General features: G+C 64.6%; 21 protein-coding genes. 20 read left to right on the forward strand and 1 reads right to left on the reverse strand.

Annotated features, from left to right (window positions below; all coding sequences use genetic code 11):
- Positions 1-22: 22 nt before the first annotated feature.
- Positions 23-1,054, reverse strand: a complete 1,032-nt coding sequence (locus tag NOF55_RS03015) for a sugar ABC transporter substrate-binding protein (protein ID WP_306409823.1) — start codon at positions 1,052-1,054, stop codon at positions 23-25.
- 199 nt (positions 1,055-1,253) lie between these two features.
- Here NOF55_RS03015 and NOF55_RS03020 point away from each other — a divergent pair, with 199 nt between their 5' ends.
- The 20 genes from NOF55_RS03020 (at position 1,254) to cheD (ending at position 22,445) form a co-directional block, all read left to right on the forward strand.
- Positions 1,254-2,279 carry a LacI family DNA-binding transcriptional regulator gene (locus NOF55_RS03020; protein WP_306409824.1) on the forward strand — a complete coding sequence of 342 codons (1,026 nt, stop codon included), beginning with the start codon at positions 1,254-1,256 and terminating at the stop codon, positions 2,277-2,279.
- Between the two features lie 89 nt (positions 2,280-2,368).
- Entirely contained in the window at positions 2,369-3,019 is a 651-nt protein-coding gene (locus tag NOF55_RS03025; protein ID WP_306409825.1) for a helix-turn-helix domain-containing protein, read from the forward strand.
- A gap of 36 nt (positions 3,020-3,055) precedes the next feature.
- The gene (locus tag NOF55_RS03030) at positions 3,056-4,129 is read left to right on the forward strand and encodes an extracellular solute-binding protein (protein WP_306410185.1); all 1,074 of its coding nucleotides are present in this window, start codon (positions 3,056-3,058) and stop codon (positions 4,127-4,129) included.
- 155 nt (positions 4,130-4,284) lie between these two features.
- Positions 4,285-5,049 carry an ABC transporter permease gene (locus NOF55_RS03035; protein ID WP_370868925.1) on the forward strand — a complete coding sequence of 255 codons (765 nt, stop codon included), beginning with the start codon at positions 4,285-4,287 and terminating at the stop codon, positions 5,047-5,049.
- On the forward strand, positions 5,049-5,834 hold the full coding sequence (locus NOF55_RS03040) for an ABC transporter permease (RefSeq protein ID WP_306409826.1): 786 nt from the start codon (positions 5,049-5,051) through the stop codon (positions 5,832-5,834). The genes NOF55_RS03035 and NOF55_RS03040 overlap by 1 nt, the downstream gene beginning before the upstream one ends.
- Position 5,835: 1 nt before the next feature.
- Complete coding sequence (locus NOF55_RS03045) at positions 5,836-6,948, forward strand: ABC transporter ATP-binding protein (protein ID WP_306409827.1); 1,113 nt, start codon at positions 5,836-5,838, stop codon at positions 6,946-6,948.
- 26 nt (positions 6,949-6,974) lie between these two features.
- Positions 6,975-8,360 (forward strand): NAD(P)/FAD-dependent oxidoreductase, encoded by a 1,386-nt coding sequence (locus NOF55_RS03050; RefSeq protein ID WP_306409828.1) that lies wholly within the window; start codon positions 6,975-6,977, stop codon positions 8,358-8,360.
- Between the two features lie 43 nt (positions 8,361-8,403).
- Positions 8,404-8,760 carry a cupin domain-containing protein gene (locus tag NOF55_RS03055; RefSeq protein ID WP_306409829.1) on the forward strand — a complete coding sequence of 119 codons (357 nt, stop codon included), beginning with the start codon at positions 8,404-8,406 and terminating at the stop codon, positions 8,758-8,760.
- A gap of 151 nt (positions 8,761-8,911) precedes the next feature.
- Complete coding sequence (locus NOF55_RS03060) at positions 8,912-9,535, forward strand: TetR/AcrR family transcriptional regulator (protein ID WP_306409830.1); 624 nt, start codon at positions 8,912-8,914, stop codon at positions 9,533-9,535.
- Entirely contained in the window at positions 9,532-10,701 is a 1,170-nt protein-coding gene (locus NOF55_RS03065) for an efflux RND transporter periplasmic adaptor subunit (protein WP_306409831.1), read from the forward strand. Before NOF55_RS03060 ends, NOF55_RS03065 begins: the two co-directional genes overlap by 4 nt.
- Before the next feature lie 14 nt (positions 10,702-10,715).
- Positions 10,716-13,832, forward strand: coding sequence for a multidrug efflux RND transporter permease subunit (locus NOF55_RS03070; RefSeq protein WP_306409832.1), 3,117 nt, complete (start codon positions 10,716-10,718; stop codon positions 13,830-13,832).
- 662 nt (positions 13,833-14,494) lie between these two features.
- The gene (locus tag NOF55_RS03075) at positions 14,495-16,093 is read left to right on the forward strand and encodes a globin-coupled sensor protein (RefSeq protein ID WP_306409833.1); all 1,599 of its coding nucleotides are present in this window, start codon (positions 14,495-14,497) and stop codon (positions 16,091-16,093) included.
- A gap of 43 nt (positions 16,094-16,136) precedes the next feature.
- Positions 16,137-16,430 (forward strand): STAS domain-containing protein, encoded by a 294-nt coding sequence (locus NOF55_RS03080; protein ID WP_306409834.1) that lies wholly within the window; start codon positions 16,137-16,139, stop codon positions 16,428-16,430.
- Complete coding sequence (cheY1, locus tag NOF55_RS03085) at positions 16,430-16,795, forward strand: chemotaxis response regulator CheY1 (protein ID WP_306409835.1); 366 nt, start codon at positions 16,430-16,432, stop codon at positions 16,793-16,795. The genes NOF55_RS03080 and cheY1 overlap by 1 nt, the downstream gene beginning before the upstream one ends.
- Positions 16,796-16,809: 14 nt before the next feature.
- On the forward strand, positions 16,810-19,080 hold the full coding sequence (locus tag NOF55_RS03090) for a chemotaxis protein CheA (protein ID WP_306409836.1): 2,271 nt from the start codon (positions 16,810-16,812) through the stop codon (positions 19,078-19,080).
- Between the two features lie 3 nt (positions 19,081-19,083).
- The gene (locus tag NOF55_RS03095; RefSeq protein WP_306409837.1) at positions 19,084-19,551 is read left to right on the forward strand and encodes a chemotaxis protein CheW; all 468 of its coding nucleotides are present in this window, start codon (positions 19,084-19,086) and stop codon (positions 19,549-19,551) included.
- Positions 19,548-20,456 carry a protein-glutamate O-methyltransferase CheR gene (gene cheR, locus NOF55_RS03100; protein WP_306409838.1) on the forward strand — a complete coding sequence of 303 codons (909 nt, stop codon included), beginning with the start codon at positions 19,548-19,550 and terminating at the stop codon, positions 20,454-20,456. The genes NOF55_RS03095 and cheR overlap by 4 nt, the downstream gene beginning before the upstream one ends.
- On the forward strand, positions 20,456-21,502 hold the full coding sequence (cheB, locus tag NOF55_RS03105; RefSeq protein WP_306409839.1) for a protein-glutamate O-methylesterase CheB: 1,047 nt from the start codon (positions 20,456-20,458) through the stop codon (positions 21,500-21,502). The genes cheR and cheB overlap by 1 nt, the downstream gene beginning before the upstream one ends.
- Positions 21,502-21,891: a response regulator gene (locus NOF55_RS03110; protein ID WP_306409840.1), complete on the forward strand. Its 390-nt coding sequence runs from the start codon at positions 21,502-21,504 to the stop codon at positions 21,889-21,891. Before cheB ends, NOF55_RS03110 begins: the two co-directional genes overlap by 1 nt.
- Positions 21,888-22,445 carry a chemoreceptor glutamine deamidase CheD gene (cheD, locus tag NOF55_RS03115; protein ID WP_306409841.1) on the forward strand — a complete coding sequence of 186 codons (558 nt, stop codon included), beginning with the start codon at positions 21,888-21,890 and terminating at the stop codon, positions 22,443-22,445. Before NOF55_RS03110 ends, cheD begins: the two co-directional genes overlap by 4 nt.
- The last annotated feature ends 36 nt before the right edge of the window (positions 22,446-22,481 follow it).

Here is a 22,481-nt window from a genome sequence, read left to right on the forward strand (position 1 = left end):
GCCCCGACCCGGGAGGATCCTTTTACCAGGTGTTCTGCGCGTCGTAGGCCGCATCCCCGAACACGCCGCGGACCAGATCGGCCCATTGGTCGGCATTGTCCTTGTTGATGACGACGGGACCCGTCAGGACGCTCGACTGCGGCGCGTATCCGAACGCCTTGTTCCAGTAGAGCCATTCCATCGGCACATAGCCTTGCAGCCAGAAGCCCTGGCTGTTGGTGGCCAGCACGTGGCCGGCGCGAACGCCCTCGATCGAGACCGGGCCTTCATCGACGGTGAGCACCGTCACGCCCTTGTCGTCCACGTCCGGGTCGAGGCCCATGTCGTTCGCCACGCCCCAGGCCCAGGGCGACGACCAGCCTGCCACCGTGAAGATATAGTTCGTGTCGGAATTGGCTTGCAGGAAGGATTGCAGCGTGTTGCGCGCCGTCGCCGGCTCGGCGCCGATGAACAGTTCGTCGAATTTCGCGCCGGCCGCTTCCATCACCTCCCGCATGCCCTGGCAGCGCGCCTTCAGGCCCTGATGCGCCGCGTCATGGCTGGCACAGACCACCCGGGTCGGTTTCGGGATCGTGCCGGCCTCGGCCTGTTCGAGCGCATATTCGCCGAGCCTCTTGCCGGTCAGGTATTCGTCGCCGCCGACATAGGTCAGGTAGGGAATGCGCTCGTCGTCGGGGCGCGCGTCGGGAATGTTGAAGGCGACGACGGGAATGCCGGCCTCGATGGCCCTGCGCAGCGGGCCCTCGAACGCATCCGAACTGACGATCGGAACGGCGATACCGTCCGGGCGCGTGGCGATCGCCTGTTCCAGAAGACGGACATGCTCCTGAACGGAATAGTTGTTGGTCGAAATATATTCGGTCGTGACGTTCGGATACTTCTTCTCGAACTCCTCCAGCGACATGGTCAGCCAGTTCATGTTCGGGTCGTTGGACCCGATGTGGGAGACCATGACGAAACGGTACTTCTGGTCGCTGTCCTGCGCCACGGCCGCGCTGCCCAGCGCGGCGGCAGCAACAAGGGTGGCAGCCAGCAATCTGCGGGTAATTTTCATGATATCCTCCTCCAATGGACGTGCTCATTATTCAGATCGAAATCACATCATTCAATGACGATCGGAGGAGATTCCTGATGTGATTTGCATTAAAAATTGCTGCAAAGCAAAAAGAGCAGTAAATGTTGCGGCAATCTGGTGTTGCAGAGCACGCGAAAATGGGGAGATGATGTGATATGCATCATTGTTCGAGACCGGAATGACCGATCACCTGAAATCGAAGGCCTGGAAAGGGCCCACCATTCAGGAGATCGCGGAACTTGCGAATGTCGGGCCGGCAACGGTCGACCGCGTTCTCAACAGCCGCAGCGGCGTGCGCGAAAAAACCCGGTTGCGCGTCCTGGGGGCGCTGGAAAAGCTCACGCGCGAGCGTTCCGATGCGGACCTGCCCCTGACCATCCGCCTCTATTGCGATTCCGGCGAGTCCTTCAACGCGGCGATGGCCGAGGCCGCGGCGGAGGTCAACCGTTCGGTTCCGGGCGTGGCGGTCGACGGGGTCTACGTGACGACCAGCGAGGTCGAGCCGATGGCCTTCGCCCGCCAGATCGAGCAGGAGGGCGGGGCCGCCGACGGCGTGGTCGTCGTCGCGCGCGAACATCCCGCGATCAACCGTGCGATCCGCAAGCTGCGCTCCGTGGATGTCCCGGTCGTCTGCCTGACCACGGACCTGCCGAGTTCACGGCGCAGCGCCTATGTCGGCAACGATCAATATGCGGCCGGCAGCGTCGCGGCCCTGCTGATCGGGCATGCCCTGCCGAAGGAGCGCAACAGCATCCTGCTTGCCATGAGCGTGCCGTTCCGCTGCCAGCAGGAGCGGGAGATGGGCTTCCGCAGGGTCCTCCGGTCCGATTTTCCCTATCTGAAGATCGAGGAGCGCGTGCTTTCCGACGAAAGGCTGGAGAGCACCTGCGAGCAGGTCATCCGCTATATCGAGGCGAACGGTCATCCGGCCGCGATCTACAATGTCGCCGGCGCCAACCGCGGCATCGCCAAGGCGCTGGAAAGCGTCGGAAAGGCCCGCGAAACGGTGTTCGTCGGCCACGAGCTGACGAACCATTCGCGCACCCTCCTGGAAACCGGCGTGATGGACTACGTCATATCGCACGACTATGCCGGCGAACTCGCCGTCGCGGTGCGGTGGATCCGCGACAGTTTCAGGGGCTTGATGGCCGAACCCGGCCATTCCCAGATTCTCGTGCATACGCGATACAATTGCGGCCTTTGAGGGCGCATGTACGAATTCGCTTGCCAGGGATGCGTTCACTTAATACGCTGTTAAGTGAGCAGGGAAGGCGCGTTTGAAAAAGCATCCGCATGACCGATGAGCGCGAGAACGAGGCAGGCGATTCCCGGGGAATCGGGCAGCGGATCAAGACCTTCCGCACGACACGGCGCCTGACGCTCCGCGAGCTGGGGGAGATGACGGGCACCACCGCCAGCTTTATCAGCCAGCTCGAGAGAGGCCTGAGCGGCGCCAATACGAGTACCCTGATGCGCATCGCCACCGCCCTGGGGATCGGTATTTCCGATCTTTTCGAGGACGGGACGGTCCTGACGCATCAGATCGTCAGAAAGGCCGATCGCCCGGCCCTGCCGCCGAGCGAGGGATATCGCAAAACGCTTCTGTCCAGCCGCCCGATCCGGGAGTTCGAGGTTTACAGCGGCGAATTCGAGCCCGGCGGATCGACCGGCGAGGACGCCTACGTCCACGGCGGCACGAACGAGATGTTCCTGGTGATCCGCGGCGAGGTGGAACTGACGCTCGGCACCGAGCGCTTCATCCTGCGCGAAGGCGACAGTGTCGAATATTCGACCTCGACCCCGCACAGGACCCGGAATATCGGGCCGGAGCGCGCCGAGGTCCTCTGGATCATCTCGCCGCCGACCAGCGGCGTCGCCGAACTCGACCAGTATGTCCCCCGGAAGCTGCTCGCGGCCGGGGAGAAGGAAGACAGCGGGCCATAAAACAAATTCGGATAACAAAGGGAACGAGTGGACATGATGGGAAGAATCCGGTTCGGCGTTGCCGCCGTAATGGCAACGATTTTGATGGCAGGCCCGGTGACGGCGCAGGAAAAGCCCGTCGCCGGCGAGGTGGCGGAAGGCTCCCTGAAGGGCAAGACGCTCACCTTCGTCTCCTTCGGCGGCATTTATCAGGACGGTCAGATCGCGGCGCTGAAGGAATTCGTCGAGAAGTCGGGCGTGACGCTGCTCAACGACGGGCCGACCGAGATCGCCAAGGTCCAGGCGCAGGTCGAATCCGGCAATGTGAGCTGGGATGTGGTCGACACCGCCGACCTGCCGCCCTTCGTCCATTGCGGCACGCTGTTCCAGAAGCTCGATTTCAGCAAGCTCGACATCTCGAACATCCCGCCGAACCAGGTCGGCGAATGCAGCGTTCCCGCCATGAACTACGGCGTGATCTACATGTACAAGACCGAAACCTACAAGGACAACCCGCCGAAGGACTGGAAGGACTTCTTCGATACGGAGAAATTCCCCGGCGTGCGCGCCATCGACGGCAGCGGCGACCCGACGGGCGGCCTGGTCGAGCAGGCGGTCCTTGCCGATGGCGGCTCGGTCGAAAACATGACGGTGGAGGACATCGACCGCGGTCTCGAAAAGTTCAGGGCTCTCGGCGAGGACACGATCTACTGGAAGACCGGTGCCGAATCGCAGCAGCTTGCCGAATCCGGCGAGGCCGACATGATCATGATGTGGACCGGCCGCGCGATGACGGCCATCCGCAACGGCGCCGAATACACGCCCGTCTGGCAGGACTGGCTGGTCGTCATGGACCAGATGACGATCCCGGTCGGCGTCAAGGACACGGATGCGGCCCATGCCCTGATCAACGCCTATCTCGGCAAGGCATCCCAGGAAATCCTCGCCAAGGAAACCTCCTACACGCCGATCCACATGGACGCGAAGCCCGACGTCGACGAGATCACCGCAGCCTTCATGACGAACAGCCAGGAACGGATCGCGCAGGGCTACCAGCAGAACATCAAGTTCTGGGTCGAGAACTTCCCGGTCGCCTCCGAGAAGTGGACGGAACTGTTGGCGGGTAACTGAGCCTCCCGGGAGCCACGTCCGTGAGCGATCCTTCCGCCATCGACAGAAGCGGGGCCGGCGTCGAACCGGCCCGGCGGCTGCCCGCCTTCGGGCGGACGGTCCTGCACCGGCCCGTCTGGCTGACGCTTCCGGCACTCTTCCTGCTGCTCGCCGTGATGGGCTATCCGCTTCTGACCATCGTCCTGCGCAGTTTCCAGGAGCCCGAATGGGGATTGCAGAACTATGTCTGGTTCTTCGGCACCCCGGTCAACCTGACCGTTCTCCAGCGCACCTTCTCGATCTCGGCGTGGGTGACGCTGGTCTGCGTGCTTGCCGCCTATCCCTATGCCTATATGATGACCGCCGTCGGCCCGCGCCTCCGGCTGGTTCTCATTCTCTGCGTGCTGGTGCCGTTCTGGGTGAGCGGCGTGATCCGCTCGCTCGCCTGGGTGATCCTGCTTCAGGATTCCGGCGTCATCAACTCGATGCTCAAGGCGCTCGCCCTGTCGCCGGTCCGGCTCATCCGCACCCAGACCGGCGTGGTCATCGGCATGGCGCAGGTTCTCATGCCCTTCATGATCCTGCCGCTCTATTCGGTGATGAAGGGCATCGACCTGCGCCTCGTCCAGGCGGCGCGCAGCCTCGGGGCAAGGCCGTCCAGGGCCTTCCTCGACGTCTATCTGCCCCTGTCGCTGCCCGGCGTCTATGCCGGCGCGATCATCGTCTTCATCCTCTCGCTCGGCTTCTACATCACGCCGGCGCTGCTCGGCGGCCCGCGCAGCACCATGCTGTCGACACTCGTGCAGAACCAGGTGCTCAGCCTGCTCAACTGGGGCCGGGGCGGTGCGATGGGCGTCGTGCTTCTGGTCGCGACCTTCATCCTGCTGGCAATCGCGGCACCCCTCATGCGGCAACGCTACAAACAGGTTTCGAGGCACTGATGCAACGTCACACCCGCATCATACTGGGTCTTTTCTGCCTGCTGATGGTGGTCTGGCTTCTCGCCCCGACGCTGGTCGTCGTGCCGATGTCCTTCAACGAGCGGAAGTCGCTGGCCTTTCCGCCGTCGGGCTTTTCCTGGCAATGGTATGTGAACTTCTTCACCAACCCCGAATGGTCGACGAGCCTCTTCAATTCGGTCAGGGTGGCGGCGCTCGTCGCCGTGCTGGCGACCGTGCTCGGCACGCTTGCCGCCTTCGGCATCGACCGCATGCGCGGCAGAAGCAGCGGATTGCTGCGCGCCATGCTGATCACGCCGATGGTCGTTCCGGGCGTGGTGCTGGCGATCGGCATCTATGCGGTCTATCTCGACGCGCGGCTCGTCGGCACGCTGACGGGCTTCGTGCTGGCCCACACCATGCTGGCGATCCCCTTCGTGCTGATCGCCGTCTCGGCGAGCCTCGAGGTCTTCGACAAGCGCCTGGAGACCGCGGCGGCCAGCCTCGGCGCCAATCGGCTGACGACCTTCCGCACCATCACCCTGCCGCTGATCGCGCCGGGCCTGCTGTCGGGCCTGCTCTTCGCCTTCGTCACCTCCTTCGACGAGATCATCGTCGCGCTCTTCATCACCAGCCCCTATCTCAAGACCCTTCCGGTCCAGATCTTCACGAGCATCACCCGCGACGCCGATCCGACGGTGGCGGCGGTGGGATCGATGCTCTTCGTCCTGACCACGCTTCTCATCACCGCGGGACTTCTTCTCGGCGCAAGGCAGAAAGGGAACTGACATGGCCCCCTCCGGCGGACGCGGCGCGGCAATCGACATCCGCTCGGCAACCAAGCGCTACGGCAATTTCGTCGCGCTCAACGATGTCGACCTCAACATCGAGCCCGGCGAGTTCATGACGCTGCTCGGGCCCAGCGGCTCCGGCAAGACCACGACGCTGAACACCATCGCCGGCTTCACGGAGCTTTCCGCCGGCGAACTGAGCATCGGCGGCCGCAGCGTGGTCGGCCTGCCGGCGCACAAACGCAACATCGGCGTGGTCTTCCAGCACTATGCGCTGTTCCCGCACATGACCGTCGGCAGGAACGTCGCCTATCCGCTCGGCCTGCGCGGGGTGGGCAAGGCGGAGCGCGACAGGCGCGTCGAGCGTGCCCTCGACATGGTGAAGATGACCGATTTCGCGCACCGCTATCCGAGCGAGCTGTCCGGCGGCCAGCAGCAGCGCGTCGCGCTGGCGCGTGCCATCGTCTTCGATCCGCCGCTGCTTTTGATGGACGAGCCGCTGGGGGCCCTCGACAAGAAGCTGCGGGAATGGCTGCAACTGGAGATCAAGCGCATCCACCGCGAACTCGGCACCACCTTCGTCTATGTCACGCACGATCAGGAGGAGGCGCTGGTGCTGTCCGACCGGATCGCGGTGTTCAACCAGGGACGCATCGAGCAGATCGGAACGGGCCGGCGCCTCTACGACGAGCCCGAAACGCTGTTCGTCGGCAGGTTCATCGGCGAATCCACCATTCTGAGAGGGTCGGCGGAGACCTCGGCGGCGGAAACCGCGATCACCGTCGCCGGCGAGAGGGTGGTTGCGCCGAAACGGCTGGGCAAAGGCGGCGATCCGGTCATGCTGCTGCGCCCGGAAAAACTCGTGCTGGTTCGTTCCGGTGAACCCGTTCCCGCGGGCCACAACCGGCTGCGCGGGCGGATCGGCGAGGTCATCTATCTCGGCTCCGGCTCGAAATACGAGGTATCGCTGGCCGACGGCTCGGCGGCGATCGTCCGCAGCACGCTCGTCGACGGCGGATTTGCGATCGGCGATGAGGTCGACATCGCCTTTTCGCCCGTCGACATCAAACTTCTGGCCGACGACGACCGCGCCGACCTGACCCTTACCTGACATTGCGAAGCGACGGACCCTCACACATGCACGCGAAAATCAACGGACACGTTTCCTTCTGGTATGCCGACATGGGCGGCGTTCCGGACTATCGGCCACCGCTTGCCGGCGATGTGGAGGCCGATGTCTGCATCGTCGGCGCCGGCTTCACCGGTCTGTGGACCGCCTATTATCTCAGGAAGGCCGACCCTTCGATCCGCATTGTCGTGGTCGAGAAGGAGTTTGCCGGTTTCGGAGCCTCGGGGCGCAACGGCGGCTGGCTTTCGGGCGGGTTCGACTGGTCGCGCGAGAAATATCTGAAGACCTCGTCGCGCGCGGGCGTCATCGCCATGCAGCGCGCGATGGCGGCGACAGTCGACGAGGTGATCGCCGTCACCGAAGCCGAGGGCATCGACGCCGACATCATCAGGGTCGACAATCTCTCCATCGCCACCAGCGGGCCGCAGTTCGAACGGGCGAAGGCGGAATACGAGAAGGCCCTGTCATGGGACGTTCCCCGCGAACGGATCGCGCTGATCGGGGCGGAGGAGGCCCGCGCCCGCATCGCCATCCGCAATGTCGAAGGCGCCCTGGTCATGCGCGGCAAGGCGCGCGTCCAGCCGGCCAAGCTGGTGCGCGGGCTGGCGGCGACCGTCGAGCGCATGGGGGTGCCGATCTACGAGCAGACCGCGGTGACGGCGATCGAGAAGGGGAAGGTTTCCACCGATCGCGGCACCGTGCGCGCGCCGGTGATCATCCGCGCGACGGAAGGCTTCACGGCGGGCATTCCCGGCCACAAGCGCCTGTGGCTGCCCCTCAACAGCGCCATCATCGTCACCGAGCCACTTCCCGAGGCGCTATGGCGGGAGATCGGCTGGGAGGGACACGAGATTCTCGGCGACATGGCGCACGCCTATTGCTACGCGCAACGCACTCGCGAGGGGCGCATCGCAATGGGTGGTCGCGGCGTGCCCTATCGCTTCGGCTCGCGCACCGACATTCGCGGCCGGACGCAGCAGGCGACGATCGACCAGCTGCACGACATCCTGATCCGGCTTCTGCCGCAGACGAAGGGCCTGCGCATCGATCATGCCTGGTGCGGCGTGCTCGGCGTGCCGCGCGACTGGTGTACCACCGTCGGCCTCGATGCCGGGACCGGGATCGGCTGGGCCGGGGGCTATGTCGGTCTCGGTGTCTCCACGTCCAACCTGTCCGGCCGGACGCTTTGCGATCTCGTCCTCGGCCGCGACACGGAGCTGACGCGGCTGCCCTGGGTCAACCGTTCGGTGCGCAAATGGGAACCCGAGCCGCTGCGCTGGCTCGGCGTCCATGCGATGTACCAGCTTTACCGGATGGCCGACCGGCGGGAGGAGGCCGGTCTTGCGCATACGTCGAGGCTCGCCGCCATCGCCGACCGCATCACCGGCCATTGACCGGAGCCGCATTCCCTCCGCCACCCATTTTGCAGGCAGTTCCATGATCGACTTCAAGACCTTCGCCCATCTCGCAGCCATCGACCTTGGCCAGGCGGCGGCAAAGCCGACCTCCATCGCCGGCGCCCAGAGGGAGGCGAGCAGGACGCTCTGGTCGTCTGCGGACGGGCGTGTCGAAGTGGGCGTCTGGGAATGCACGCCCGGCCGGTTCACCGCCGCGCGCGACGACAATTCGGAGATTTGCCATATCGTTTCCGGCCGGGTGTCGCTGCACGAGACCGACGGGCGCAGCCGCGATGTCGGTCCCGGAGAGCTTCTCGTCCTGCCGCTCGGCTGGAAAGGGGAGTGGACCATCCATGAGACGACGCGCAAGCTCTACATCCTGCATTTCGCCGGGTGAGGCCGCTTGCACCGGCTTGTGTCTTTTCGCTGTCGCCGCCATACTTGAGTGCGGTCCCGTTCAAGCCGGATCAATTTTCGGAGAAACCGGATTGACAGACCACAACAAATATCCGAACAAGCGTTCGGATATTTGTTGTGGTGCGGGATAAATGGGACGCAAGCGCAGAGCGGACAAGGAAGAGATCATCGATGCGGTCGGCCTCGTCATCCGCGAAAGCGGTCTCGACGCGCTGAGCATCGATGCTGTTGCGAAGGCTGCCGGGATAGGCAAGGCCAGCGTTCTTTATGATTTCAAGAGCAAGGATGGGCTGCTCGCGGCTTTCGTGGAGCGCACCATCCGGCTGCATCATGAAGCCGTGGACCAGTTGCGCGGCAGATATGCGCAATGTCCCGACACGACGATGCGGGCACTTCTGGAGTATCTCCAGTCACCGGAATCGCAGGACGATTTGTGCAACGGCATGCTGGTGGCGGCTGCCGCTTCGGGAAACGAGAGTTTCCGCACGTTCCTGCAACAGACCTTCCTCGAAAAGATGAGGGTCGTGGAAGCGGAGGCGGCGGCGCCGAACACCTCCCTCATCGCCTTTCTGGCGATCCACGGCCTTTTTGCGCTGGAACATTTCGCCTTCTGCCCGCTGGAGGGCGATGTGCGTATAAGAATACTCAACGAAATCGGGCAGCTGCTCGGAACAGGCAAGCCGCTAATGCCCGCCGCTGAGGCCCCTTTGTCGAATCCTCCCGAACTTTCTCGCAAGAGCCAGGTATCTCCATGATAGAACACATTGCACGAAGCGTCCGTATCGCCGTTCTCTCCGCCTCGCTGGCCGTTGTGCCGGCGGCTTCCTTCGCGCAGGCACCCGGCAACATGCCGCCCACGCAGGTCAGCGTGCTGGAACTGGTGCCGGAGCCGCTGCCGGTGATCAATGAGTTGCCGGGCCGCGTGTCCCCGACCCGCCTTGCCGAAGTCCGCCCCCGCGTTTCCGGCATCGTCGTGGAGCGCGTGTTCGAACAGGGCAGCCTCGTCAGGGAAGGCGACGTGCTCTACCGCATCGATCCCGCCCAGTTCCGCGTGCGCGTCACCAGCGCCAACGCGACGCTGGCGCGCGCCAAGGCTGCGCAACTGAACGCGCAGGCGCAATTGAAGCGCCAGCAGCAATTGCGCGAGCGCAACATCTCGACCGAGATCGAGCTGGACAATGCGGTCGCGACCGCCGCGCAGGCCGACGCCGACGTGGCGGTGGCCGAGGCGACGCTGGCCGAAGCCCAGCTCAATCTCGACTACACCGAGGTCCGGGCGCCGATCACCGGCATCATCGGCCGCGCCACGGTGACGGAAGGCGCGCTGGTGACGGCCCAGACCGACAACATGGCGACGATCCAGCAGCTCGACCCCGTCTATGCCGACTTCACCCAGTCCTCCGCCGACCTGCGGCGGCTTCGGCTGGCAATGGCCTCCGGCCAGCTTACGGCGGCCTCTCCGAACGAGGCGCGCGTGCATCTCTTCTTCGACGACGGCGCGCAATACGAGCACCCCGGCAGGCTTCTTTTCTCGGAAGCGGCCGTCGACCAGACCACGGGTCAGGTGACGCTGCGCGGTGAGTTTCCCAATCCGGACGGCGAACTGCTGCCGGGCCTTTATGTCCGCATCCGCATCGAGCAGGCCATCCGGCAGAACGCGCTCGCCATCCCGCAGATGGCGGTGCAGAGGGACGCCCAGGGCAATGCCCAGGTCTATGTCGTGCGCGACGACAACGGCGTCGAATTGCGCACGGTAAGGCTCGGCCAGACGATCGACACGCGCTGGCTGGTCGACAGCGGCCTCGAGCCGGGCGAAAAGGTCGTCGTGATCGGGGCGCAGAAGCTGTTCCCCGACGCGAAGGTCGATCCGCAGCCCTGGTCTCCGGCGGATGCCGGCGCCGCTGACAATTCCGGCAACTGAGGGGCCCCCGGCATATGGCTCAGTTCTTCATTCATCGCCCGGTCTTCGCCTGGGTTCTCGCCATCTTCATCGCCATTGCGGGGATCATGGCGATCCCCTTTCTGCCGATTGCGCAATATCCGCAGGTAGCACCGCCGCAGATCCAGATTTCCGCGACCTTTACCGGGGCCTCCCCCGAGGAAATGTACCAGAGCGTCGCCCAGCCGATCGAGGAGGAGCTGAACGGCGTCGACGGTATCCGCTATTTCGAATCCACCTCCGACACGTCCGGCCGCATCTCGATCACGGCGACCTTCGCGCCGGGAACGGTGATCGGCACGGCACAGGTCGACGTGCAGAACGCGGTTGCCCGCGTCGAGCCGCGTCTTCCCCAGAGCGTGATCGACCAGGGCATCGAGGTGAGGGCGGCCGGCAGCGGCTTCCTCATGGTGGTGGCGCTGATCTCGAGCGACGGCAGCTTCGACGCGACGGCGCTCGGCGACTATCTCAACCGCAACGTGGCGGGTGAGATCCGCCGCATCGACGGCGTCGGCCAGGCGCAGGTCTTCAGCGCGGCGCGTGCCATGCGCGTGTGGCTCGATCCCGACAAGCTGACCGGGCTCAATCTCTCGGCCGACGACGTGGTGTCGGCGATCAGGGCGCAGAACGCCCAGGTCGCCGCGGGCAGCGTCGGCGCCGCCCCGAACCCCATCGAGCAGCAGTTGACGGCGACCGTGATGGTCAAGGGCCAGCTCAGCAATACCGAGGAGTTCGAGAATATCATCCTCAGGGCCAATGCCGATGGCTCGACCGTGCTCCTCAAGGATGTCGGGCGCGTCGAGATCGGCTCCGAGAACTACAGCTTCGCCTCGCGGCTGAACGGCCAGCCGGCGGCGGCGCTCGGCGTCCAGCTTTCCTCCGACGGCAACGCGCTGGCGACGTCGCAGGCGATCCAGGAGCGGATGGAGGAGCTTGCCGGCTTCTTCCCGGACGGCATCACCTATGCGATTCCCTACGACACCTCGCCCTTCGTCCAGGCGTCGATCGAGAAGGTGCTGCACACGCTTCTGGAAGCCGTGGCACTGGTCTTCATCGTGATGTTCCTGTTCCTCCAGAACTTCCGCTACACCGTCATTCCGACCATCGTCGTGCCGATCGCTCTGCTCGGCACGCTGGCGGTGATGCTGGCGGCGGGCTTTTCCATCAACGTGCTCACCATGTTCGCGATGGTGCTGGCCATCGGCATCCTCGTCGACGACGCCATCGTCGTGGTCGAGAATGTCGAGCGCATCATGGCGCAGGAAGGACTGGCGCCGAAGCCCGCGACGGTAAAGGCGATGGGCCAGATTTCCGGCGCCATCATCGGCATTACCCTCGTTCTGACCGCCGTTTTCATGCCGATGGCCTTCTTCCCCGGTTCGACGGGTATCATCTATCGCCAGTTCTCGCTGACGATGGTGGTGTCGATCCTGTTCTCTGCCTTCCTGGCGCTGACGCTGACGCCGGCGCTGTGTGCCAGCTTCCTGAAGCCGGTGAAGGAAGGCCACCATGAGAAGCGGGGCTTCTTCGGCTGGTTCAACCGCGGCTTCGACCGGACGACGGAGGGTTACGGCAACGGCGTCTCGCGCGTCGTGCGCCGGCCGTGGGCGATGATGCTCGTCTATCTGGTGATCTGCGGCGCGACGGCCTTCGGCTTCATCCAGCTGCCGTCGAGCTTCCTGCCCAACGAGGACCAGGGCTTCATCCTGACGGACATCCAGACGCCGCCCGCCGCCAGCGCCAACCGCACCGAGGAGGTGCTGGCGTCCGCCGAGGCGATTTATCGCGAGATGGATGAGGTGGAGAACATGGTCTCCATCCGGGGCTTCAGCTTTTCGGGCACCGGTCCGAACGCCGGCCTGATGTTCGTCACCTTCAAGGACTGGGGCGATCGCGAGCGCTCGGCTCAGGCCATCGCCAACGCCGCCAACATGCGCCTGTTCGGCCTTCAGGATGCGCAGGCTTTCGCGCTGTCGCCGCCGCCGATCCAGGGCTTCGGCACGGCCAGTGGTTTCAGTTTCCGGTTGCAGGACCGGGCCGGGCACGGCCAGCAGGCCTTGCAGGCCGCCTCCAACCAGCTGATGGCGATGGCGGAACAAAGCGCGGTGGTGACGGGCCTGCGCGTGGAGGGTCTTCCCCCCGCCGCCCAGGTGTCCCTGACGATCGATCGCGAGAAGGCCAACACCTTCGGCGTCACCTTCGCGGCGATTGCCGCGACGATCTCGCAGAACCTCGGCTCGGCCTATGTCAACGACTTCCCCAATGCAGGCCGCATGCAAAGGGTGGTGGTGCAGGCCGACGAAAGCGCCCGCATGCACGCAGAGGGGCTGTTGAACCTCAACGTGCGCAATTCGCACGGTGGCATGGTGCCGTTCTCCTCCTTCGCGACGGTCAGTTGGGAAAGGGGCCCCGCGCAGGTGGTCGGTTACAATGCCTATCCCTCGGTCCGCCTTGCGGGGCAGGCCGCGCCCGGCTATTCCACCGGTGCGGCGATTGCGGAAATGGAACAGCTCGCTTCGCAGCTTCCGGAAGGCTTTGCCTATGAGTGGACGGGACAATCGCTGGAAGAGCTTTCTTCCGGCCAGCAGGCGCCGCTGCTGTTCGGCCTCTCCATCCTGTTCGTCTTCCTGTTGCTGGCGGCCCTTTACGAAAGCTGGTCGATCCCGCTGTCGGTGATGCTCGTCGTGCCGCTCGGCATCCTCGGCTGCATCGCGGCGGTGATGCTGCGCGACATGCCGAACGACATCTACTTCAAGGTCGGCCTGATCGCGATCATCGGCCTGTCGGCGAAGAACGCCATCCTGATCGTGGAATTCGCCAAGGACATCCACGCGGAAGGCAAGAGCCTCATCGAATCGGCGGTGGGGGCGGCCCGGCTGCGCTTCCGCCCCATCCTGATGACCTCGATGGCCTTCACGCTCGGCGTGCTGCCGCTGGCGATCGCCACCGGCCCGAGCGCCGCCAGCCAGAACGCCATCGGCACCGGCGTCATCGGCGGCATGATCACGGGCACCATACTCGCGATCATCTTCGTGCCGGTCTTCTTCGTGGCGGTGCTTTCGGTCGCCAACCGCGTGAAAGGCAAGAAGCCGGTTGCGGACAGCGAGGCATGACGGGTCCCGCAACGCACCATGACATATGAAAAAACGCCGCCCGGAACCGATCCGGGCGGCGTTTTTCATGGAAAGGGTGGAATGGGCGGAGATGCCCCGCAGCCGGCTGTCCTGACGGGGATCAGAAGATCCGACAGGCGGGCTTGTGCAGCTTCGCCTGCATCGTGCCGAGCAGGGCGAAGGCGAGGAGCGTCATGGAAGTGATGAAAAGGGCGCCGATAGCGAGAACAGTCATTGTTGTCCTATTCTGACATCATGGTCATAACTGGCTTGGTCGAGAAAAAGAGTGCATCCGCCAGCTTGCCCGTGGCTTACGTGGTAAACGGGTCTTCATTATGTCCGCAAGGTTGCATCAAAGAAATGATCGGCGTCTTTACCCCGCCCTAATTAACCTTCGGGCAAGGAATTAACCATAAAGATTGTTCCACACGGGGGAATGGGATGGCCACACCGGCTCGTCCCTTCTGGCATGACGCCGCAACTTCCGTACCGGGTCGATCCGGTATTCCTTTAAAAACAATCACTTGACTATCGTAACCGGTGCAGTTGGCGCGCGTGTCGCGCCTGTCGGATGGCGCGTTCACGCTTCCGGCCGCAGGCGGTTCACGCGTTGGAACGCTCGCGACGCGCCCCTCTGGGCTGCGCGGATGCGAAGAGGGGGCATGGTGCGGCAGGAAACGCCATCGGAAACGGCAGGGAAAGGGCAGGCCGGCGGCCTGCGCGATCGCCTGCGTTTTGCCGGGCTGGATGCCGATGGAACCGAGCTTCTGCGCCGCCACCGTCCGCTTCTGGAAAAGAGCGCGGGACAGGCGCTGCGCGACCTCTTCCAGCGTTACCAGACCTTTCCCGACGCCGCCCGGCACTTCGCCAGCGAGAGCGGCATCGACCGCCTCCACGATCTTCACACCTCGCACTGGAACGTGCTGACCGATGCCCGTTTCGACGGCCTCTATGCCGAGCGCGCCAAGCTGGTTGCCGACACCGAGGAACGCATGGGCCTCGATCCGCGCTGGAACATGGCCGGCCACGCCGTGGTGCTGGACCATCTGGTGACGGCCGTTCTCGACACGCTGATGCCGGCCCCCTTCCTGCCTTCGTCGAAGAGGAAGGCCGAAGAAGCCCGCGCGCTGGTCTCGGCGCTGATCCGCCTGGTCATGGTGGACGCCGAGATCGCCCTGTCGCTGCGCTTCAACGGCGAGCGCATGCGCCACGGTGCGGAACTCAAGGCGCAGCGCGCGGACCACGATGCGGAATCCCTGCGACTTCTGTCGACGGTGGCCGAGGCGCTGGAAGACGGCGGCGTCGGCCATCGCTTGCCGGAGGACGGGCCGGAAGGGTACGGCGAGGTCGTCGCACGGCTGAATGCCGGCCTCGAAAAGATCGCGGGCAGCCTTCTCACGGTCGATCGCGTCCGCGGCGACGCCGCCGATCTGGCCCGCTCGGTGGGCGAAGGTACGGAGCGGCTGATATCGCTGGCCGGCAGCCAGACGGAAACCGTCACCGCCGCGGGCGATCTGCTTTCGCAGCTTGCGGACCGGCAGCGCCGCGCCGCCGAAAGCACCGGCGCGGTCGAGCGCGCCGCCACGGACACGGAACGCAGCGTCGAGGCGAGCGGCACGATCGCCGGCAACGCCCTGAACGCGATGGCGGACATCGAACATTCGGCAGAGGAAATCGGCCGCATCATCGGCGTGATCGACGAGATCGCCTTCCAGACCAATCTTCTGGCCCTCAATGCCGGCATCGAGGCGGCGCGCGCCGGCGACAGCGGCCGCGGCTTTGCCGTCGTCGCGCAGGAGGTGCGGGCGCTGGCGCAGCGTTCGGCGGATGCGGCGCGTTCGATCAAGACGCTGGTGGCGACGACGCGCACCCAGGTCGAGGCGGGCGCCGGCATGGTCGGGCAGACGCGCGAGGCGATCGGCGGCATCATGCGCCAGGTGGGCGAGATCAACGCCGCGATTACCGGTATCGCCCGCGAAACCGGCGAACAGGTGGCGGAAATCGAAGCCGCCGGCGACCGTATCGGGCAGATCGGTGCCGGCCTGCGCGAAACCTCCGCCGAGGCCGTGCGCTCCGGCGGAGCGGCTACCGATCTTCACACGGTCATTCTCGAGCTCGGCGACACGGTGCGCGAATTTCGCATCGCCCGCCAGCGTCACGATGGCTGGGGCGAACCGGCTCCGGCACGCATGCCGGAGCCCTCCGCTCCGGCCTTGCGTGCGCTGGGCGGCGGTCAGCCGGGAAGGGCGCAAGGACGATGAACATGGAACAATGTCTCCGGCTGGAAGCGGAAGGAAGGAACTGATGGCGGCGAAGAAGACTGCGACCACCATGAAACTCGCGGCGGTTCTCGATATGAACGAGGCCACGTCGCTGCACCGCGCCTTTCTCGATGCGCGCGGCAAGAACATCACCATCGACGCCTCGGGCGTCGAGCGGGCCGGCGTGCAGTGTATCCAGGTGCTTGTCGCGGCGGCGCGTGCCTGGGAAGCGGATGCCCGCACCTTCACCATCACCGCCCTATCCGAAACCTTTCGGAAAACGCTGAACCTCGTCGGCGTGAACGTCGATCATCTGCTTGCCAAGGAGAGCCACTGATGAAGAAGAGAGTCCTCACAGTCGATGACTCCAGAACGATCAGGAACATGCTTCTGGTCACTCTCAACAATGCCGGTTTTGAAACCGTTCAGGCGGAAGACGGCGTGGAGGGGCTGGAAGTGCTCGAAACGTCCAATCCGGACGTGATCGTGACCGACATCAACATGCCCCGTCTCGATGGCTTCGGCTTTATCGAGGGCGTGCGTCGCAACGAGAAGTACCGGGCCATCCCGATTCTCGTCCTGACGACGGAAAGCGATGCGGACAAGAAGAACCGGGCCCGCCAGGCCGGTGCGACGGGCTGGATCGTCAAGCCCTTCGACCCTGCGAAACTGATCGATGCGATCGAGCGTGTAACCGCCTGACGGGAAGCCTTCCTATGGATATGAACGAAATCAAAGAGATCTTTTTCCAGGAATGCGAGGAGCAGCTCGCTGAACTGGAGTCCGGTCTTCTGAAGCTCAACGACGGCGACCGTGACCCCGAGACGGTCAATGCCGTGTTCCGTGCCGTCCACTCGATCAAGGGCGGGGCCGGGGCTTTCGGCCTGGACGATCTGGTTTCGTTCGCGCATGTGTTCGAGACGACCCTCGACGGCGTAAGGTCCAACAAGCTCGAGCCCACGCAGGACGTGCTGAAAGTCATGCTGAGATCGGCCGACGTCCTGTCCGATCTGACCAATGCCGCCCGCGATGGCGGTCATGTCGATGAAAGCCGCACGCGCGGCCTCGTCAAGGAACTGGAGGCCCTGGCGCGCGGCGAGGTTGTCGCCGCAGCGCCGGAACCGGCAGCGGCGCCCGCTCCGTCTGCCGCCGCCACGCCGGCGCCGACCGACGAAAGCGGCTTCCAGCCGATCCCGTTCTCCTTCGACGATTTCGGCGGCGACGAGCCGGGCGAGGCTGCGCCCGATCCGCTCTTCGAAGTCACCTTCAGGCCGCGGCCGGAACTCTATTCCAAGGGCAACGAGGCCGCCCTTCTGCTGCGCGACCTCGCCCGCCTCGGCGAGATGACGGTCAACTGCAACATGGACGAACTGCCGCCGCTGGACGAGCTCAATCCGGAAGGCGCCTATTTCCATTGGGTCGCAACCGTGCGCACCGCGAAGGGCGAGGAGGGCATCCGCTCCGTCTTCGAATTCGCCGAATGGGATTGCGAGCTCGATATTCGCGGCCTCGAGGAAAACGAGGATGCCGAACTGCCGATGATCCCGGTGCCGTTCGATCTGGCCATTCTCGATGGCGAGGACGGGGCGCTTTCGGCGGAAGAGCACGAGCATGAGGCCGAACCGGACCATGCCGAACCGGCACCGGCTCCGGTGGCCGTCGCGGCCGAGGCCGTCGGTGCCGCCAAGGCGGCAACCGCCGTCTCGCAGGCCGCGCGCGCTGCCGCCGTTGCTCCGGCCGCGGCAGCGGCGAGCCCCGCCGCCAATGCCGCCAATCAGGCCGGCCAGACGATCCGCGTCGACCTCGACCGCGTCGATCGCCTGATCAACCTTGTCGGCGAACTCGTGATCAACCAGGCGATGCTGTCGCAGAGCGTGGTCGAGAACGACAATAACGGCACCTCCTCGATCAACATGGGCCTCGAAGAGCTTCAGCAGCTCACCCGCGAGATCCAGGATTCGGTCATGGCCATCCGCGCCCAGCCGGTGAAGCCGGTCTTCCAGCGCATGTCGCGCATCGTCCGCGAAGTGGCCGACATGACCGGCAAGTCGATCCGTCTCGTCACCGAAGGCGAGAACACCGAAGTGGACAAGACGGTCATCGACAAGCTGGCCGAACCGCTGACGCACATGATCCGCAACGCCGTCGACCACGGCGTCGAGACCCCGGAGAAGCGCGAGGCCGCCGGCAAGAACCCGGAAGGCACGGTTCGTCTTTCCGCAAAGCATCGTTCCGGCCGCATCATCATCGAGCTGGCCGACGACGGCGCGGGCATCAACCGCGAGCGCGTTCGCCAGAAGGCGATCGACAACGATCTCATCACGGCCGATGCGAACCTCAGCGACGAGGAAATCGACAACCTGATCTTCATGCCGGGCTTCTCCACGGCGGACAAGATTTCGGACATTTCCGGCCGCGGCGTCGGCATGGACGTCGTGAAGCGCTCCATTCAGGCGCTCGGTGGCCGCATCTCGATCCAGTCGCGTCCCGGCCAGGGCTCCACCTTCATCATGAGCCTGCCGCTGACGCTCGCCGTTCTCGACGGCATGGTCGTCACCGTCGCCGGCCAGACGCTGGTCGTGCCGCTGACCGCCATCGTCGAGACGCTCCAGCCGGAAGCCTCGTCCATTCATTCCTTCGGCGCGTCGCAGCGGCTCATCTCGATCCGCGACAGCTTCTGCCCGCTGGTGGATGTCGGGCACATCCTCGACTTCCGCGCCCATCAGGCGAACCCGGTCGACGGCGTCGCGCTTCTGGTGGAATCGGAAGGCGGCGGCCAGCGCGCGCTCATGGTCGATGCGATCCAGGGCCAGCGCCAGGTGGTGATCAAGAGCCTCGAAGCCAACTACACCCACGTTCCGGGCATAGCGGCGGCCACCATCCTCGGCGATGGCCGCGTCGCGCTCATTCTGGATGTGGATGCAGTCGTCGCCGCCTCGCGCGGACAATCTCTGAAACCGGACATCGCATTAGCAGCAGCAGGTTAAGTCATGTCGTACACTGCCAGAAATCTGACTGAGGGAAATCGGGAGCTGATCGCCTTCCGCATCGGGGATCAGGAATTCTGCGTGAACATCATGTCCGTGCGCGAGATCCGTGGCTGGACGCCGGCAACGGCAATGCCGCATGCGCCGTCCTATGTGCTCGGCGTCATCAACCTGCGCGGCGCGGTGCTGCCGATCGTCGATCTCTCGGCGCGCCTCGGCATGAAGCCGGCCGAACCCTCGCCGCGCCACGTCATCATCGTCGCGCAGGTCAAGAACCAGGTGGCCGGCCTGCTGGTCGACGCCGTTTCGGACATCCTTACCGTCACCGACGAGAACATCCAGCCGGTTCCGGAAGTGTCCTCTGATATGGAGCGTCAATATGCACGCGGCATTTTTGCCATCGACAAGCGCATGATCTGCATGATCGAACTCGACGCGTTGTTTCCGGACGCCGAAAGCGAGGCTGCATGACGCTGCCCGGATTGAAGAGCCACGGACAGGACGAGGTGCTGGCGGCGGGTGAATATCCGCTGACCCGCCGCGATCTCAACGAGATCGCCGCGATGATCTACGCGGATGCCGGAATCTATCTCAACGAGTCCAAGGCGTCGCTGGTCTATTCGCGCCTGTCCAAGCATATTCGCAAGATGGGCCTCGATGGCTTCCGCAGCTATTGCACGCTGGTGGCGTCGCCGGAAGGTGCGGATGCCCGCCGCGAAATGCTGTCGCATCTGACGACCAACTTCACCAAGTTCTTCCGCGAGAACCATCACTTCGAGCACCTGCGCGACCAGGTTCTGCCAGGCCTCATCGAGCGTGCCCGCCAGGGCGGGCGTGTCCGCATCTGGTCGGCCGCCTGTTCGGACGGGCAGGAGCCCTATTCGATCGCCCTGACCGTTCTCGGTGCGATGCCGAATGCCGCCGACTACGACGTCAGGATCCTGGCGACCGATATCGATCCGAAGATCCTGGCTGCCGCGCGGGCCGGTATCTATGACGAATCCTCGCTGGAAACGGTGGCGCCGCCGCTGCGCAAGCAATGGTTCGGCGAGGTCGACGTTCAGGGCCGCCGCAAGTTCCGGGTCGACGATCGCGTCAAGCGGCTGATCACCTTCAACGAACTCAACCTCATGGCCAACTGGCCGTTCAAGGGGCCGTTCGACGTCATCTTCTGCCGCAATGTGGTGATCTATTTCGACGAGCCGACGCAGATGAAGATCTGGTCGCGCTTCGCCGGCATGCTCGCGCCCGGCGGCACGCTTTATATCGGCCATTCCGAGCGCGTTTCGGGCGATGCCAAGAACGTGTTCGACAACACCGGCATTACCACCTACCGTTATACGGGCGGTCGGTCGCAGGCCGGGAGGGGGAGCTGATGCCGGCACGCGTTCTGGTCGTCGACGATTCCGCCACGATGAGGGGCCTCATCTCCGCAGTGCTGAATTCCGATCCGGATGTCAGCGTCGTTGGGCAGGCCGGCAGCGCTATGGAGGCGCGCACGGCCATCAAGGAACTCAATCCCGATGTGGTGACGCTCGATATCGAGATGCCGAACATGAACGGGCTCGAATTCCTCGAAAAGATCATGACGCTCCGGCCCATGCCGGTCATCATGGTGTCGAGCCTGACCCACCGCGGGACCGAGGCGACGCTGGCTGCGCTTGAGATCGGCGCGTTCGACTGCGTGAGCAAGCCGCGTCCGGGCGAACTCCAGCCGTTCGGCGATCTGGCCGAGAAGGTCAAGGCGGCGGCACGCTCCCATCACCGGGTCGTGCGACCCACGGCGGAGTCGCGGCAGGCGGTCTCGTCGCCCGCCGCGTCGGACTATCGCGTCGGGCACAAGATCGTGGCCATCGGATCGTCGACGGGTGGCGTCGAGGCCCTGATCGCTGTCCTCCAGAAATTCCCGGCGAACTGCCCGCCGACGGTGATCACGCAGCATATGCCGCAGACCTTCACCAAAAGCTTCGCCGAGCGTCTGAACCGGCTCTGTGCGCCGGTCGTCGAGGAAGCGACCGACGGTGCGCGTCTCGAAATCGGCAAGGTTTACCTCGCCCCGGGCGGAGACCGGCATCTCCAGGTCGCCAATACGTCCGCGCCGATGTGCCGTCTGGTCGAACGCGAGCCCGTGAACGGGCACAGGCCGTCCGTCGACGTTCTTTTCGATTCGGTGGCCGAGCTTGCCGGCCGCCGCGCCGTGGGCGTCATATTGACGGGCATGGGCCGCGACGGAGCGGCCGGCCTGCTCAAGATGCGCCATGCCGGCGCCAGAACCATCGGACAAAACGAGAAGACCTGCGTCGTCTACGGCATGCCGCGGGTTGCCTACGAGCTTGGAGCCGTCGAACAGCAATTGCCGCTCGGCTCGATAGGAGAGGAAATTCTGAAGCTTACTGCCGCCCGGAAAGAAGGTGTAGAATAATGTCGATCGCTGAAAAGATTAAAGTGCTGATTGTCGATGATCAGGTGACGAGCCGGCTGCTTCTGGGGGATGCCCTCCAGCAGCTCGGCTTCAAGCAGATCACCGCCGCAGGCGATGGTGAACAGGGTTACAAGATCATGCAGCAGCAGCCGCATCATCTTGTCATCTCCGACTTCAACATGCCGAAGATGGATGGCCTGGGCTTCCTCCAGGCGGTTCGCTCCAACCCGAACACCAAGAAGGCCGCGTTCATCATCCTGACGGCCCAGGGCGACCGTGCCCTGGTACAGAAGGCTGCGGCGCTCGGAGCCAACAACGTTCTGGCAAAGCCGTTCACCATCGAGAAGATGAAGGCGGCCATCGAGGCCGTCTTCGGAGCGTTGAAATGACAGAAAACGACGCGGCCAGGCGGGTGCATGTGATTCAGGGCGAGTTCAAGGTCGTTCGGGACCCCAATGTGGTGCTGACGACCATTCTCGGCTCCTGTGTCGCCGCATGCATCCGCGATCCGGTCGCGGGCGTCGGCGGAATGAACCATTTCCTGTTGCCCGGCTCGGCGGATGCCCTGCGGGCAGGGGGAGACGCGACGCGCTACGGCGTGCATCTCATGGAGCTTCTGATCAACGGGCTCCTGAAGGAGGGCGCGCGTCGCGACCGGCTGGAGGCCAAGGTGTTCGGCGGTGCCAAGACCATCGCCACCTTCTCCAATGTCGGCGATCAGAACGCCGCTTTCGCCATGCAGTTCCTGAAGGACGAAGGCATTCCCGTGGTCGGTTCCTCCACGGGTGGAGAATTCGGCCGAAAGCTGGAATACTGGCCGGCCTCCGGGCGGGCGCGCCAGTATCCGCTGACGGGCGCCGAGACCAAGAAGACCGTGGCGATGGAGCAGGCGCGTCCCGCGCCGGCGCCGAAGCCGGTGGAAAGCACGATCGAGTTCTTCTGACGTCCGGCACGGATGCGGAGGAACAGGCAGGGGCGA

Origin of the sequence: Ectorhizobium quercum, from assembly GCF_026552795.1 — a bacterium.
GTDB classification, from domain to species: domain Bacteria; phylum Pseudomonadota; class Alphaproteobacteria; order Rhizobiales; family Rhizobiaceae; genus Ectorhizobium; species Ectorhizobium quercum.